The organism is Rufibacter latericius (assembly GCF_003721515.1).
GTDB lineage: Bacteria > Bacteroidota > Bacteroidia > Cytophagales > Hymenobacteraceae > Nibribacter > Nibribacter latericius.
Genome location: NZ_RJJD01000023.1, coordinates 215,656 through 230,961, shown reverse-complemented (window position 1 = coordinate 230,961; position 15,306 = coordinate 215,656). Strand labels below are relative to the sequence as shown.

The window sequence follows — 15,306 nt, the reverse complement described above, 5'->3', positions numbered from 1 at the left end:
TTTATTGGATGTGCCCAATGTTGAATAACCCGTCGCCTTTTTTGACGGGCGGGTTGAAGGTTTTGTACAGAATCACGCCGTCAACCGGGCAAAACACATCGGCCAGGTGCTTCCCGAAAAGGTCAGTGGTGTAGCCCAGTTTCATGCCTTTCTTCACGTAGTCGCCGCTGGTGAGTTCACTGTAGAAAAAGCCGGTTTGCTCACTGCTGACATCGGTGCGTTGCGCCACCATGACTGGTTTCTCATCCCGGTTCGGCTGGCCTTCTAAGATGTTTAGGTGGCGCATCAGGCTTGTCAGCGCTTCCACAATCTGCTGCACCGGCTTTTCTTCCACAATGCCCATGCGGCCGCACTCTATGTCCACGGCCGGTATGTTGCGCTTGGTGGCTTCGCGGGAACAGTAAATGGAGGCCTCGGTGAGTTGCGGCTGATTCCCGAACTGCACGATGAAGTCAAACCCCAAAGCCACGGCCATTTGGCGGGCCTTCTCAGAGACATCGGGCTGGTTGAAGTAGTTGTAGTAGCCAGAGTATGGGCGCAAGTCGTTGTTGGCATCTCCGGCGTGCACGTCAATAAAGTTGTCGCAGCGGGCAATGATTTCGTTGGAGATAATCCAGGCGATTCGCTCGGTGCTGGTGCCGTCTTTTTTGCCGGGGAAAACACGGTTCAGGTTCTTTCCATCAAAGGGGTTGACTCTGAGGCTGCGGTTCAGAAAAGACGGCACGTTGGCCATGTGCACCAATATCACCGTGCCGCTCATCTGGGTTGGGTCCAGCTGCTTGGCTAATTGTTGTGCTGCCATGATAGGAGCATATTCCAGACCATGCACGCCAGCCGTAATGCCCAGAACCGGACCTTTTTTTACTCCGTGGAAAACAGTAACAGGAATCACAGTGCTGTCCTGCGGGGTTACTACCGGGAGCAGAAAAGAATGTTTTGAGCCTGGTTTTAGCTTTTCGCCCCTGAAATGGAATGGTTTTACCTGGGCATGAGTGATTGAGATGGAAGTAAAAAGGAAGAAGATAAAGAGCGCTAGATTTCTCATGAAATTTAAAATCGTAAATGGAAGACATGGCAAGGCCATCGCGCGGACAAGCACGTCTTATTCAACATCAAGAAAAGAGGAAAGCAGTAGGATTGATAAGGACAGATGGGTCCTGAAAACTGCCCAAATTGGAAGAAAGGCACAGACTGCCAGGCATACCTTTCCCGGATACAGAAAAGGTATGCCCTGACCATTCAAGGCTCAAAAAGCATAATGGTCTCTACACTCAGATACGGCTTATCAAGGCACGAAAGAACATAACGCACCTAGTCACGCTGCTTCTACAGACGCAGAAAACAGCCTTCAAAAGCAGAAAAGAGTGAAAAAGCAGGCGAGTGCCTATGGTTAGGATAAGAAGTGGGGAGGCCCCCTAAGCTCAATGTTATTGGGGTAAGTAAACTTCCAGGCGAAAGTGAAGCCTGACGTGCGGGTACTAATTGGGGGTGCAAAAAATGGAACCTCCACCGGAGGCATGAAAACAAGATAGGTCTGCCCGTATTCCTTGACTTTACAGTGCTGGTGTACTTTCCCCACGGTATGCTCCCCATCGGAGATGGGCTCGTCATGCGCCTCAGTATGCTCGTGTTCGTGCAGCGCCAGAAGGGCTGACTCTGGTACCATGACCTGGCAGAAGAGCAGCAGCAGAAAAGAGGCGATATAGGGTTGCAGACGAAGCATTCAGGATAGGAAGGAAAGCTTTCTTCAGAATGGCTGGTTATTGAAGAAGTACATCCCTGCGCAATATTAAAACAAAAGCCCGCTAATCGCAACTTGATTGCAACTAGAAGTGAGGTAAACTCGGCTGATTTCTCTATCAAGTTGTTTTAATTCCGGAAATTCTGAGTAATCATTAAGCGCCTATCGCTGCCCTGTAAGACGCCAATGCCTACCCTACCAAACCCTCCGCGCAAAATATTGGCCCGGTGCCCTGGGGAGTTCATCAAGCCGTTGTGCGCAATGTCAAGGGTTGGGGCCAAGGCCAGGTTTTCGCCCGCTAACCTGAAAGGGACTCGGGCTTTTCTGATGCGCTCAAACGGACTCAGCCCTTCTGGGGTGTAATGGGAGAAATAGCCGCGCCGGAACATATCCTCGGAGTGTAGACGGGCCACTCGTCGCAGGGAAGTATCGGCGGCTAGGGGTCTCAGGTTTTGTTTGGAGCGCTCTTCGTTTATCAGTTGCAGCATTTCGGCTTCCAGGTCTGGGCGGGGTTTCATGTTGGTGACCTTGTACGGCAGCTCAATCATTTCCTCAGAACCAGGCTGCACCGTCAGTTTGCTCATGGTGCGGTTAATGGCTTTGTCAAAAACCGGAGAAAGTGCCATCTCGGCTTTGTCTGAGGCCGAAGAGATGCGGGTAGCCAGAGCACTATCCTGTACTTCCTCCTGAACATTTTGCGGCAGGGGAAACGCAGTCAGGAGTACCACCACAATGGCAGCGGTCACCACGCCGCTTAGAAACCCGGGAATCAAGCCCAGCACCTGGTTGGTTTTAGACCGGTGCACCGTGCCGGGGAACTGCGCCAGCACCCAATCTCCCAGGGCCTGAATGAGAATACTGGCCAGTACCGCTACAATGAAAAAAGAGACCGGTAAAAGCCAGAGTTCGTTCCAGTTCAGGATTTCCTCCAGCCACTCGGCCACGTAAGGGTACAGGCTGAGGCCGATGAGCAAACTGCCCACCCACCTCACCAGGTCCAGCACGCCGTGGGCAAAGCCCCGGTACCAGCCGGTCCAGATGCTGGAAAGTACAATAAACAAAATCAATAGGTCAATGTAGTTCATAGCGGAAGGATTAGCGGCGCGCGTTTGCTTTGGAGCCGTTTTCAGGAATTTGCCCCAAAAACCCTTTTCTTTTACCAAGTTCAAGCCGTTTCTGTTACCGTACCACCCTCTGTAAAGGGTAGAGTAAATACTGAATTTTGCCTATTTGGGCCTGAGCCACGTATATGTTCTTCAAAAAGACGAGACCATGGAAAAGCAAACTATCATTCATGACGAGGACGACCTGCGATTTTTCGTGGAGCTGGACGGCGAAGAAGCCGAACTCACTTACTCCATCACTGACAAAGAAGAACTTGACCTGGACTACACCTACGTACCCGAGGAATACCGCGGCCAAGGCCTTGCCGACCAACTGGTGAAAACCGCCCTGGAGTACGTCAAAGGAAACCAGTTGAAATTTATTGCCTCCTGCCCCGTAGTGGAAGCCTATGTGAAGCGCCACCCGGAGTATGAAAAGTTTATGGCCGAGATTTAAGGCTTACTTCAAAGCACCTGCCCCAGGAAGCGTCTGTTTTATGGCTGTTTTAGAGAAATCAGCCCTAAAACGGATGCTTTTCTTTTCTCTCCTATCGGTACTGCCCCGCCAAATGAACCCCGAAAGGAAAACTTGTAGTACCTTCGGGTTTTTACTTTCCGTACGCTTTCAGACATGAAAACCATCACCATAATAGGCACCGGGCTCATTGGCGGTTCTGCTGCTTTGGACATCAGAAAAGCAGGATTTGCCACCGAGTTGATTGGCGTGGACCAGAACGAGGAAAATGCCGCCCAAGCCGTGGAGATAGGCTTGGTGGACCGGGTGCTTCCGTTGGCAGAAGCGGCCGCTTTGTCTGACCTTATTTTAGTGGCCATACCGGTGACGGCCATCCAAAAACTGTTGCCCTCCCTGCTGGACATGGTGCCCCAGCACACCGTGGTAATTGACCTGGGTTCTACCAAAAGCCTTCTGTGTGAGGCCGTGAAAACCCACCCCCACCGCGCCCAGTTTGTGGCCGCGCACCCCATTGCTGGTACCGAGAACTCAGGCCCAACTGCCGCTTTGGAAGGTCTGTACCAGGGAAAAATGAACATCATTTGTGAGAAAGAACTATCCTCGGCTCACGCTCTTTCCGCCGCTGAGGCCCTATTTTCGGTTTTGGGGCTTAAAACCATTTTCATGCAACCCGAGGAGCATGACAAGCACGTGGCCTACGTTTCGCACCTGTCGCACGTGAGTTCCTTTCTGTTGGGCTTAACGGTACTAGACGTGGAGAAAGACGAGCGCAACATCTTCACCCTGGCAGGTTCCGGTTTCGCGTCTACCGTGCGTCTGGCCAAAAGCTCCCCCGACATGTGGGCACCTATCTTTGAGCAAAACGCACATTTCCTGAGCCACGCCCTGGCTGAGTACATCAAGCACCTCCAGCAATTCCACCAGTGCCTCCTCAACGGCCAAACCGACCAACTGTACCAGATGATGCAGCAGGCCAACCAGATCAGACCTGTATTGGACGGTATCGCGCAGGTTTCTCCGGTGAAGTAAGATTGTTTTGGGCTCGATTTATAAAATAGGCTTATAGCGGGATTGGTTATTTGGGTAAAGCGAGATTAACTCCCTTGCTCCTGCCTCCTGTTTTAGGCCTGTTTTTCAGGAATTAGCCGCAATATCCCACCTGATTGCAGAAAGCAGATGAACCTCCCCTCCCCTGCCCCGTATCTCTCCCTTTAGAAGCCTTTGGGCATCACTTAAACTGAAGAGAAATGGGCATCTCAAATTTCCTGGATAAGATAAAGCACGAGTGGGAAGTACTGAAGGGCGAAAACGCAAAAGACAAGTTCTTCTACAACGAGAACACTTACCCAGACGAAGTAACTGCCCAGCGGGAGTTCGTCCGCACCAAACAGAAACTTTTTGACGTGAACCGCTGGTCTTTGCTGCCCGGCATCAATTCCACCTTCCAGTTGTATGATGCCCACGGAAATAAGTCTGAGGCTTCTAAAGTACAGGTAGGCGATTTCATGCAGATCATTTTGCCCGCTACCCTCATTGAAAACTGGGTAACGGTAGTAGAAGTGGTGGAAGAGGAAGACGCGGCGCAGTTTGTAGTGCGGCCCTGCCCTAAACCCGAGGTCCAGAAGGCCCCCACCGATGGAGAGGAGGTAAAGCATTTCTTCACGGAGGAGGCCACCAGCACGTTCAGGGTACTGCGTGAAGGAAACAAGATCCAAGGGATGGAGATCGGTCGGGACGAGAAACCCAACAACCAGGGTGACCAGGCGGGTGGCCGAGGCGTCCTCAACACGCTTATCTCAGAAGGCGGCTGGGCAGGGTTTCAGGCGCTGCAATGGGGGAAAATCACGCGCTACTACGTGCACCTGGAGGAAATTGCCGAGGGGTAAGCTAACCTTCTACTTAGCTTGATGCTTTCCCAGGAGAAAATCAGTCAGCTTTATTTGGCCGGAATCTGCCAAACATCAGGTTAATACTCAGGCCGCAGAACTGTACTTTGCGGCTTAGATAATAGTCTCCCTCAATGGTAGAACCCACCGAGTTCAAAGGTCAAGAATAATTTCAGCTCGGGCACTCAGGCCAAGGAGAATGTACTTTCTGGTATCGTACCCATTGAAGGTAGAGTTTAAGATACCACCCCACTCTCCATTACCAACCTTTCTGATGCTTTACAGCATTTCTTAATGGACATAAGAAGCCCCGGCGGTAAAGGAAAAACCAAGGCCTTTACCTACTTATCTTGCCTACAAAAAATTTCAGTTGATCAAGATAGTGTTTGGGTTGGTTGTTTCCGAACAAGGTGATATTGAGTCTATAGGCAGTTTGCGTGACCAAGTTGCTGTAAATCCGGGCGGGCCAATCGAAACTTTTCCTTTTTACACCGATGGCGGAAATGACTACGCTACTACCTGGCCATTCTCCAGCCTTAGCACTTTGGTGACGCATTCCGGGATTTCCTGCGGATAATGGGTTACATACAACAGCGTGGTATTAGAGTGCGCACAGATGGTGTTCAGGATCTGTTTGAAAGCCTCCTGTTGCCGATCATCCATGCCCTGGCAAGGCTCATCTAAAATCAGCAGCGGTGGATTTTTGATCAAGGCCCGGGCCAGAAGACACAAGCGTTGCGTGCTGGCCGGTACCTGGCGCAAGGTTTTAGACGCATCCTGCTCCAGCCTCAATAACGCCAGCCACTGCAGGGCAAGGGCGGCGTTCTCCGGCTGGCTGGCCTTGAGCATGCCCAGCGTATCATACAAACCAGATTCCACTACCTGCAGACACGTATTTTGGTAAGGAAAAAACTGGAACAGCTCCGGCGACACAAACCCGATCTTCTGCTTGATGTCCCAAATGGTTTCGCCGGTGCCGCGTTTGCGGTCAAAGAGCGTGATGTCTTTGGAAAACGCCTGTGGGTTATCGCCGTTCAGGAGACTGAGCAAAGTGGTTTTGCCGGCGCCGTTGTGTCCCAGCACTGCCCAGCGCTCGCCTTGTTTCACCTTCCAGTTCACGTTTTGCAGGACCAGCTTGTTTCCGTACTGCACCGAGACATCCTTCAGCTCCACAATGGTCTCAAACGTCATGGCCGGGTCCGCAGATAGCAAACGACCCAAAGCCTCCTTGTCCAGCCCCCCGGTTTTAGAATCGGGCTGCGAGGTTGCTTCATAATCTTCTTTCGGCTGCGCCAAGATGATCTTCCCTTTTTCCAGCACTGCCACGTGGGTAATGCCCTCCGGGATTTCCTGCGCCGAGGTAGCCATGACCACCGTGATGCCCGAGGCCATAATCTGGGAAAGAAGTTGGCCGAAATCAGCGCGCGTCTGTACGTCCAGACCCGTGAGCGGCATGTCCAGGAGCAGGAGTTTGGGGTTCCGGAGCAGGGCCTCCGCCATAAGCAGGCGCTTGGTTTCCCCGTTGGATAATTTGATCAGTTCCTTCTGCAGCAGATCCCCCAGCCCGAAGCTTTGGATAACTCTGGCCAGCGTCCACGCAGGGCTATCCAGGTTTGGGGTTTCCGCCGCGGCCAGGTAGTCTTCTACCGTGGGGGCATCCTGGGCCTCAGTGGCGTGGTAGCGCTGCTGGTAATAGAAATCACTGGTGTTGGAGGAGAAGTTACGGAACGAGTGTTTTTGCCCTACTTTGGCCAAAAGGTCCCTGAAAGAGAAAAAAGGATCTGGCGCGGAATGGGTTTCCAGGAAAGCATCGTAAAAGCCGTGCTCCACGTGCCCGTCAACCACCACCAGTTTTCCGGCGATCACCTGCAGCAAACTGCTCTTCCCAGAGCCGCTCTCCCCTACCAGCGCCCAATGCTCACCGGGCTCTACCTGAAAATTAAGGTCTTTGAAAATGAGGTGATTCAGGTGACGGATCGTCACATTACGGAGGGAAAGGAAAGGCGAAGACATGAAGGTTGGCAATGGTAATTCCTCTAAAATAAGAGGTTTGCCCCGCCTAACCTAGCCTTTTCTGCTCTTCTTGTTTCAAGCCTGAATTCTGGAAACGGGGCCTAAAACAAGATCGGGCTAAAGCTATGCCCTGCGCACCTGCTTTAGCCCGATCTTACTTCTTAACGGTATCTAAACCGCCTGTTGCTGCGAGTACACTTTTCCAAAGCGGTCGGTGACTTCAATCTTGATTTGCTTGGCGCCCGAAGAGGGTTTGGCCCAGAACAAATGGTCAGTCATAGTAGGGTCCACGAACTTGTGCTTGGCCGGTAGGTCTGGTCCGGCGTGCAGCTGCACCGAAAGCGGGTCCAGGCCCATCTCCTGTTTCATGTCGCCTTTGCGCACCCCATCCTCAAACCAGGTCACTTTCCATTCAGGGTCCCAGTTCCAGACGTTGACTACTACTTCCTCGGGGCGGTCCTTCACAGTGCTTTTTGGGTAGATCCTGAACTGGTGATCCCGGTCATGGCCCACCGATTTGTAGTACCATTTCATCTCGGAGCCATTCACCTCGTACACTCCGTAACCGCTGGGCGAGCCATCGGTACAGATAGGCCCCGTCCACCAGGCACCACAAACGGCCCCGTGGGTATGTTCAATGATGTCGCCCTCTATCACTTTCTCGCAGATGTGCGTGTGGCCTGACATGATGTGGGCTTTGTAGGGCTTCAGCAGCCGGTACAACTCCTTGCGGTTAGACACCACGCCGCCCAGCGACTCGTCTTTGAGCTTCATGCGTCTTTTCTCCCCGCTGTTCACCGGAATGTGTACCGAGACCACCACCATGCTGCCCGGCTTCACATAAGACAAATCCTGCTCCAGCCACTGCAACTGCTTCTCGGTGAGATAGCCAATGTAGCGTTTGGCCGTGCCTATGAAGAAGACATCATCCAACACCACATAGTGTACTTCGCCTCGGTTAAAGGAGTAGTACGTGGGCCCGAACAGCTTCTTAAACGTGTCAGCAGAGCCGTCGTCGGTGCGGGCAGTGAGGTCCATGTCGTGGTTGCCGATGACCTGGTAAAACGGGATGCCTGAGATCTCGATGGCTTTCTGGTAATCCTCAAACAACTCAAACTTGTCCCACACCAGGTCACCACAGCCAATGCCGTGGAACAGCGCGTCTTTGCCATAGCCAGCCACCAATTTCTTCAAATCCGGCGCCGAGGTGTTCACCAGTTCCTCGGCGTCTTTCTTGTTGATCATCTGCGGATCGGCCCATACCACAAAGGCGTGTTTGGAGTCGTCTTGCGCTAATTTCTGCAGTTCAAAATCGGCAGTGAAGCTGGATTTGCCTTTGGGTAGCGGCTTGAAAAATTGTGCCACTCCTTTCTCCTGGGGTATAGCGTAGCCGCGGGGAACGGAGATGTACACAAACTCGGCGGTGGCGTTGCTTTCCAGGGTGTACTTCCCGGCATTATCAGTGGCCACCATGTTGATGCCATCAGAAACCACCACCCCGGGGATTCCCCTACCGCCGGACTGAACCCTGCCCTTAATGGCGATTAGCGACAAGTTTATTTTTTGGTCAGCCGACTTTGAAGGGGTTTGCGCTTGCACGGCCCCCATGGGCAAGGTTAACCCAAGGCCCAAGGTGCCAATACTCTGGAGGAATTTTCTTCTAAACATGTAATTAATGAGGGAATGAGTGATGGAGAGAATGTGTGAATGAGGCAATAGCTAACAAATATTTTTGTAACCTGTGGCTCTTCGTTTTAGGTGTGTTTAATGGATTTAAGGCCCAAAACGAGGATATCGATTCCTGCGGATAATCACCTTCCTGCCTACCAGATAGACGGAAGAAGAGGCGACATTATCCTGGCAGGGATCACCTTGCAAACAGACCTATTGATTAGCCAACTTCTTTACCTTTTCCAGCAGAAGTTCAGGTTCGTTGGTGGTGATGAAATCAGCTTTTCGCTCTAAAAGCCAGTCCATCATTTCTGGGGAGTTGACGGTCCAGGAATTAACGGTAAGCCCGAGTTGGTGGGCTTCTTCTATCCAGTGGGGGTTCTTCTTCAAGACGCTTTGGTTGTAATCAAACCCGTACAGCTTGTCTTTGGCCAGTTCGGCGGGGGCTTTCTCGCCGTTGAGGTACGCTACTTTAGCAGAGGGCTCCAGTTCCTGCACTTTCCGGCAGATGGCATAGTCAAAGCTGATGTAGTCTACCCAGCCCTGAGCGTTGTGTTTCTGCACCGTTTCCACCACTTTGCGCGCCAAGGCCTGGCCCCGCTCCTTGCTGATGGCGGAGGGTTTGATTTCCAGGATCAGCTTGGTTTTGTTCTGGTGGAGTCCCGCTTGCAGATACGCATCCAACGTGGGCAAATACTCGCCGTTAAGCAGCTTCAGTTTGGCTAGTTCTGCGGCAGGTGTCTTTTCAATGTGGATGCCGTTCACATCATGGTCATGGTGCACAAACAGTACTGAGTCTGAAGACATGTGTACGTCAAACTCACTGCCGGCACAGCCTAACCGGATGGCGTGCTGCAGGGCTCCAATGGAGTTTTCAGTTACCCCGGTGTTTTTCCAGGCACCCCGGTGTGCAATGACCCGGTTAGTGATAAACTCGTCTTTTACAATCCTAAAGGTATCCTGAATCGTGCTTTGCCCCTGTTCTACTGCCAAGACCACGTCTACCCATGGGTCAGAAATGGGTTTCTTGGCTTTCAGGGTATTGTCTTTGCCTAAGGTGAAGGTAGTAGCGGAAGTACCTACCAGCTTTACCTTTGCTTTACTCATCGCAGGGGGCAGAACTACCACCTGGCCCACTTGGGTTGAGCCGGGCTTAAAGGTAAAGTTAGAAAGCGTTATTTGCGATTGAGCCATGGCGTTGGCGTGTACCCCTAACAAGAAACAGAAAAGCAGCTTCCAGGGTGTTACGATTCTCATAGTCTGTTTGGTTAAAAGAGGTCTTACATACAGGGAAAGAATCTAAGCTTACCATGCCTAGGTTGAAAGAGGCACGGTAAGCTTAGATAGCCACCAGAGGTTAAGGCAGGCTTATTTCTCCCACCAAACCTTGGTATTAATGTCATCGCCACCCATCATTTCTACGGCTTTTCTGTAGTTCTCGGCGTTGTTGGTTTGCACCGTAGTAGGGTATCTGAAGCGAACGGGCACCACCCTGTTGTTCATCATGGCATTGGTGGTGGGAAGTACCGGTAAACCCGTGCGGCGGTATTCAAACCACTGCTGATAATCCACAAAGAACAACCCCAGGTACTTCTGCAACAGGATTTGTTCCAATGTACCATTGTACGCAGCGGCTGGATTGGTGAAATAATCTGCGGGCACCACAGCTCCCCACTGCTCAATTGCAGCCTTCACGCCTTTTTCATACGCGGCTTGGGTATCACCGGCCACTATGCCTTTCTGCGCCAGTTCAGCCTTGATAAACTCTACCTCAGCGTAAGGCATAATCACGGTAATCATGGGAGCGGTCACCAGGGCAACGTTGAAGGTGGAAGGAGCATAGTCAAACTGGGTATCACTTCCTTCGTAGCCGCTAGGAATTCCCTTGTACCCCACTTGCGTTCTACCATCTTTGGAGGTAGCCTGAGTAAAGAATTTAGCTCGGCGTGGATCATTCAGGGCGTTCAGGTGATCAATGAAGAAAGATGATGCCGCCCGACCCGTTCTAAAGTCAACTGCCCGCCCCCAAGGGGAAATCAATGGCGGAACCCCTGAGATCTGCAGAATGGCCGCATCTGCGTTGGACGTGAATACCGGAAACTGGGTGGGGTTGTTGAGGATCTCCGTCATCTTAGCCACGGCGTTCATCTCCGTTCTTTTGGAGACTCTAAGCAGTAACCGAAGCCGCAGCGAGTTGCAGAATTTCTTCCACTTAGCCACGTTGTTATGATACAAGATATCATCGCCGTAGATCATGGTTTTAGCCGGATCAAACTTTGCATTAGCGGCTTCCAAATCGGCTAAAATCCTAGTGTAGATAGACTGCTGCGTATCAAAGGCTGGATACAGAATCCCCTCATCGCCGCGCGAAGCCTCTACCATGGGTACATCGCCAAAACTATCCGTGAGCAGTGAATACACCCAGGCATTTAGCGTAAGCGCCACCGCCTCATAATTGGGGTCATTGGCTTTCACGGCCGCGGCCTGCATCTCCTTAATGTTGGTTAACCAACGGTAATAGGTGTTCCAGGTAGAGCTACCGGAGTTCTCATTGACATCATAGCGGTGAATACCGCCCGAAGCACTGGGGAAAGGAAGCGCCACTTGCATGAGGTCAAAGGTGAAGTCATCGGCCCGGTTGGCGTTGAAGCTGCTCATCTCATAAAGGATAGGGTTCAGCAAGGTACCTGGGCTGATTTGTTCAATGCGGTTAGGATCGGTGTTCACCTCTTCAAAATCATCGGTACAGGAGGTGTTGAGGGCACCAATGGCAAGGAGGAATACAAAGGTCTTCTTTATTGATAACATGATTCTTAGTTCTTTGGAAGAACCGCCGATAGACTGGGGAAGCTTACCGGCAGTTCTGAAAGGTTGAGTTGAAAACTAAACTGTGATTGGCTTAGAATTTAAGGGTCACGTTCATGCCCATGGTTCTGGTGGAAGGCATCTGGCCCATTTCAATACCCGGCATGATGTTGTTCCCGTTCAAGGCCGCCGTTTCGGGATCAAAAATTGGGAAGTCGGTGAGCATGGCCAGGTCACGGCCGTAGAGCGCAATGCTGGCGCCGTTGAAGAATCTGGTTCTGGCCAACAGCGATTGAGGTAGGTTGTACTCCAGACGAACTTCTCTCAGTTTCAGGTAGGAGGCGTCAAAGGAGTTGGACTCCACGTTGGCGCGACGGTAATACCGGGTGTAGTAGTCGGCGGGGTTTACTTTTTTGGTATTCTGCGTGTAGGTACCGTCACCGTTCAGCACCACGCCATCGCCAATGATGAATCCTTCCTCGCGGCCCATTAAGGTGTGTTCCAGCTTGCCTTGCTCAGACATCTTGTGGTGGGTCTGGGAGTAGATGATGCCGCCGTAAGAACCATCCAGCAAAAAGCTGAACCGGAAATTCTTGTAAGAGACCTCGTTCAGGAAACCACCTTTCCAGTCGGCGTAAGCGTTGCCAATGTACTGAACTTCGTCTGGGTAGGCGGGCAATCCGCTGTTGTCATACACAATTTGACCATCAGGGCTTCTGACAAACCCGAAGCCGTAGATGTCACCCGTGGTACCACCCACTTTGGCAATGATAGAGGCGTTGCCACCTACGCCCAACACCTGCTGGTCTTCAATACCATCGGCCAATCTCAAGACCTTGTTATCGTTTTTAGACCAGGTGACCGTTGATCTCCACTTGAAGTTGGCCAAATCAATGGGTTTGGCGTTCAAGACCAGTTCCAGGCCTTGGTTCCGTACTTTACCCGCGTTCAACACAGCCCGGGTATAGCCCGTGGTTGGGTCAACCGGAATCTCCAGAATCTGGTTTTTGGTGAAGTTTCTGTACACCGTGGCATCTAAGCCGATTCTGCCATTGAAGAGCATGAACTCCATGCCGGCCTCATAGCTGGTAGTGATCTCGGGCTTGAAGTTGATGTTGTGGAGCGTGGTAGGCACCGAGCCCGAACCGGCGAAATCGCTTTGACCATAGTATTTTCTGGTTCTGTACGGATCTGTGTCACTTCCCACCTGGGCGGCAGATACCCTTAGCTTGGCAAAAGAGATCTCCGTGGGCAGCCTGAACAGATCGGTTAAGATAAAGCTGGTACTGATGGACGGATAGAAGAAAGAGCTGTTCTGCACCGGCAGCGTGCTGGACCAGTCATTACGCGCGGTCAAATCCACAAAGATCTTGTCTTCATAAGAGAATGCAGCCAAGGCGTACAAGCTGTTCACTTCCCGGTTTCTGTGACGGGTAGTCATCATGGCGTTTCCTATCCCGTTTGACAGTTTGTATACCCCCGGAATCACTAATCCATCTACCACGCCATCCGTGGCACGGTACCGCTGGTTTCTGAGGTTACCCCCCACCGAGGTTCTCACGTCAATTTTGCTTCCTAACTGCTCTTTATAGGTCAGCAAGGCGTCTGTGTTGATCTCGTAATCAAAAATGTTCTGCTCCTTAAAGTAGCCATAAGGAAAGTTGGCCGTGTTGAAGGGGCGGCGCATGGCACGGTCCTCGGCAGTTAAATCAATACCAGAGCGCACCATGATGTCCAACTTGGGCGAGAACTCATAGATAGCCGCCAGGTTTCCCACCAAAGAATAGTTGTTCAGGGAGTTGGTCATCTCATAGGCAATCACATAGGGGTTGTCTATGAAGGAACTGAACGGGTGAATCTGCTGCACTTGCTCTTGCCCGGCTTTCCATCTTGGCTCATACCAAGCCAGATCCACGTTAGGGTTCTGAAAAATCATGAAGTAGGCAATGGACTGGTTGCTGTAGCCCGTGCCCGGCAGGTTATCACTCTTTTTGTTGGTGAAGTTGACTTTAGAGGAAAGCTTTAACCTTTTAGAGATGTTTTGGTTGATGCTCAAAGCGGCCGTTAAACGCTCAAAGCCAGTGTTAGGCATGATCCACTCGTTTTTGGTATGAGTGAGCGAAGCCCTTACGGACCCGTTCTCTCCCCCACCCTCTAAGGCCACGTTGTTGGTGAGGGTGTACCCGGTTCTGAAGAAACCTTTGATGTTGTCTTTGTAAGGTCTCCAAAGCTGTCTCTCCGCCGACTGCCCTTCACGGGTTGGATCATACTGGTAATAAGACTGACCATTGAATTTAGGCCCGAAGGCACTGCTGGTTCCCCCGGTGTTGGCTCCATCGGCCGAAGCGCCATACGAATAATAAGGCTCCCCGGCGGCATTGAAGGATTTACCCGTTCCCTGCCCATATTCATATTGGTAATCGGGCCATTTCAGGACATCGTTGAAGCTGATGTTTGTATTTACGGTAACTCCAATGCCCTTGTCTTTGCGACTTCCAGATTTAGTGGTGATGATCAAGGCACCGTTAGCGGCGCGGCTTCCGTAAAGGGCGGCGGCGCTTGGGCCTTTCAAGACGGTAATGCTTTCAATGTCGTTCGGGTTGATGTCGGCGATGCCGTTCCCGAAGTCTACCGGGATATCATTCCCGGAACCGGCTCCGTAGGCGTTGTCTACCCCAGAACTGGTTAAATCGCTGCTCATCGGCACCCCATCTAATACAATCAGGGCATTGTTCCCGCCCGGGTTCAGGGAGTTATCGCCACGTAAGCTGATACGGGTGGAGTTCACGGGGCCCGAACCCGGAGAAATCAAATTCAAACCAGCCACTTTCCCGGATAAAGCCTGCGCGAAGTTATTGGGCATGGCATCGGTCAAGGCTTCGCTCGTCACCGTTTGGGTAGCGTATCCCAGCGCTTTCTGCTCCCGCTTAATACCCAGAGCTGTTACCACTACTTCACTCAGTTGCTGGCTATCCTGCACCAGAGAGATAGAGACATTGGTTTCATTCTGGGCAAAGGTCCTTTTAAGCGAGGTATAACCCACAAACGAGAACACCACTTCTGCGCCCTTAGGTACCTGGATGGTAAAAGAACCGTCGGTGCTGGTGGCGCCCAGAGCCGTTCCGTTAGAAGTAATCACCACCCCAGGCATTGTACCCAGTTCTGCGGAAGTCACCGTACCAGAGATGCTCACCCGCTCGGTTTGCTGCGACGCCGGGTTTCCCGTGTTTTTTGCCAAAACGGCCATTAAACCAGTTTGACCGGTTGGGTTACTTTTTCTTTCTGGAAACGCCTGCACCAGTACATTGGCAGGTGCCTGCTGCATGTTTTCTGCTACTTTGGGAATGAGCAGCAGCCGCGCTTCAGTCATGGGCGCCAGCGCCAGCAACGAAAAGCCTAAAAGCATCTTCTTAGGCAATTGACTTTTACTTGGAGGAAGTAAAGGGTTTCTCATGGTTTAGTTGACGGTAAATTGAATTCGGACTGGGAGCGGGTGAGAAGCTTGAAAACCACCAGAACTGATGGAGTCATTGGGTGTACTTTTGAGTCTGTTCAGGAATCCATCGGTCTACTCTGTGTGCCCTGGCACCTCAAGCATAGACCGTTTTTTTC

Annotated in this window: 11 protein-coding genes; 3 read left to right on the top strand and 8 right to left on the bottom strand. The window is 51.7% G+C overall.

Annotated features, from left to right (window positions below; translation table 11 throughout):
* Window position 1: 1 nt before the first annotated feature.
* From EFB08_RS22610 to EFB08_RS22595, 3 genes are all read right to left on the bottom strand, one after another.
* Complete coding sequence (locus tag EFB08_RS22610; protein ID WP_165865002.1) at window positions 2–1,045, bottom strand: succinylglutamate desuccinylase/aspartoacylase family protein; 1,044 nt, start codon at window positions 1,043–1,045, stop codon at window positions 2–4.
* 345 nt (window positions 1,046–1,390) lie between these two features.
* Entirely contained in the window at window positions 1,391–1,723 is a 333-nt protein-coding gene (locus EFB08_RS22600; RefSeq protein WP_123129256.1) for a hypothetical protein, read from the bottom strand.
* Window positions 1,724–1,869: 146 nt separating this feature from the next.
* Window positions 1,870–2,904 carry a CvpA family protein gene (locus EFB08_RS22595; RefSeq protein WP_227006443.1) on the bottom strand — a complete coding sequence of 345 codons (1,035 nt, stop codon included), beginning with the start codon at window positions 2,902–2,904 and terminating at the stop codon, window positions 1,870–1,872.
* Window positions 2,905–3,013: 109 nt separating this feature from the next.
* On the opposite strand from EFB08_RS22595, the gene EFB08_RS22590 reads away from it, so the two are divergent.
* From EFB08_RS22590 to EFB08_RS22580, 3 genes are all read left to right on the top strand, one after another.
* Window positions 3,014–3,301: a GNAT family N-acetyltransferase gene (locus EFB08_RS22590; protein WP_123129255.1), complete on the top strand. Its 288-nt coding sequence runs from the start codon at window positions 3,014–3,016 to the stop codon at window positions 3,299–3,301.
* Window positions 3,302–3,475: 174 nt separating this feature from the next.
* A complete protein-coding gene (locus EFB08_RS22585) occupies window positions 3,476–4,348 on the top strand; it encodes a prephenate dehydrogenase (RefSeq protein ID WP_123129254.1) in 873 nt (290 codons plus the stop codon).
* 218 nt (window positions 4,349–4,566) lie between these two features.
* Window positions 4,567–5,205: a hypothetical protein gene (locus EFB08_RS22580; protein WP_123129253.1), complete on the top strand. Its 639-nt coding sequence runs from the start codon at window positions 4,567–4,569 to the stop codon at window positions 5,203–5,205.
* Window positions 5,206–5,712: 507 nt separating this feature from the next.
* On the opposite strand, the gene EFB08_RS22575 is transcribed toward EFB08_RS22580, so the two are convergent.
* The 5 genes from EFB08_RS22575 to EFB08_RS22555 all read right to left on the bottom strand — a co-directional run bounded on the left by EFB08_RS22575 (window position 5,713) and on the right by EFB08_RS22555 (window position 15,148).
* Window positions 5,713–7,218, bottom strand: coding sequence for an ATP-binding cassette domain-containing protein (locus EFB08_RS22575; RefSeq protein ID WP_123129397.1), 1,506 nt, complete (start codon window positions 7,216–7,218; stop codon window positions 5,713–5,715).
* Between the two features lie 171 nt (window positions 7,219–7,389).
* Entirely contained in the window at window positions 7,390–8,886 is a 1,497-nt protein-coding gene (locus tag EFB08_RS22570) for a calcineurin-like phosphoesterase C-terminal domain-containing protein (protein WP_123129396.1), read from the bottom strand.
* 216 nt (window positions 8,887–9,102) lie between these two features.
* The gene (locus EFB08_RS22565; protein ID WP_227006442.1) at window positions 9,103–10,146 is read right to left on the bottom strand and encodes a glycerophosphodiester phosphodiesterase; all 1,044 of its coding nucleotides are present in this window, start codon (window positions 10,144–10,146) and stop codon (window positions 9,103–9,105) included.
* A gap of 111 nt (window positions 10,147–10,257) precedes the next feature.
* On the bottom strand, window positions 10,258–11,697 hold the full coding sequence (locus EFB08_RS22560) for a SusD/RagB family nutrient-binding outer membrane lipoprotein (RefSeq protein ID WP_123129252.1): 1,440 nt from the start codon (window positions 11,695–11,697) through the stop codon (window positions 10,258–10,260).
* Between the two features lie 91 nt (window positions 11,698–11,788).
* Window positions 11,789–15,148, bottom strand: coding sequence for a SusC/RagA family TonB-linked outer membrane protein (locus EFB08_RS22555; protein ID WP_165865001.1), 3,360 nt, complete (start codon window positions 15,146–15,148; stop codon window positions 11,789–11,791).
* Between the last annotated feature and the right edge of the window lie 158 nt (window positions 15,149–15,306).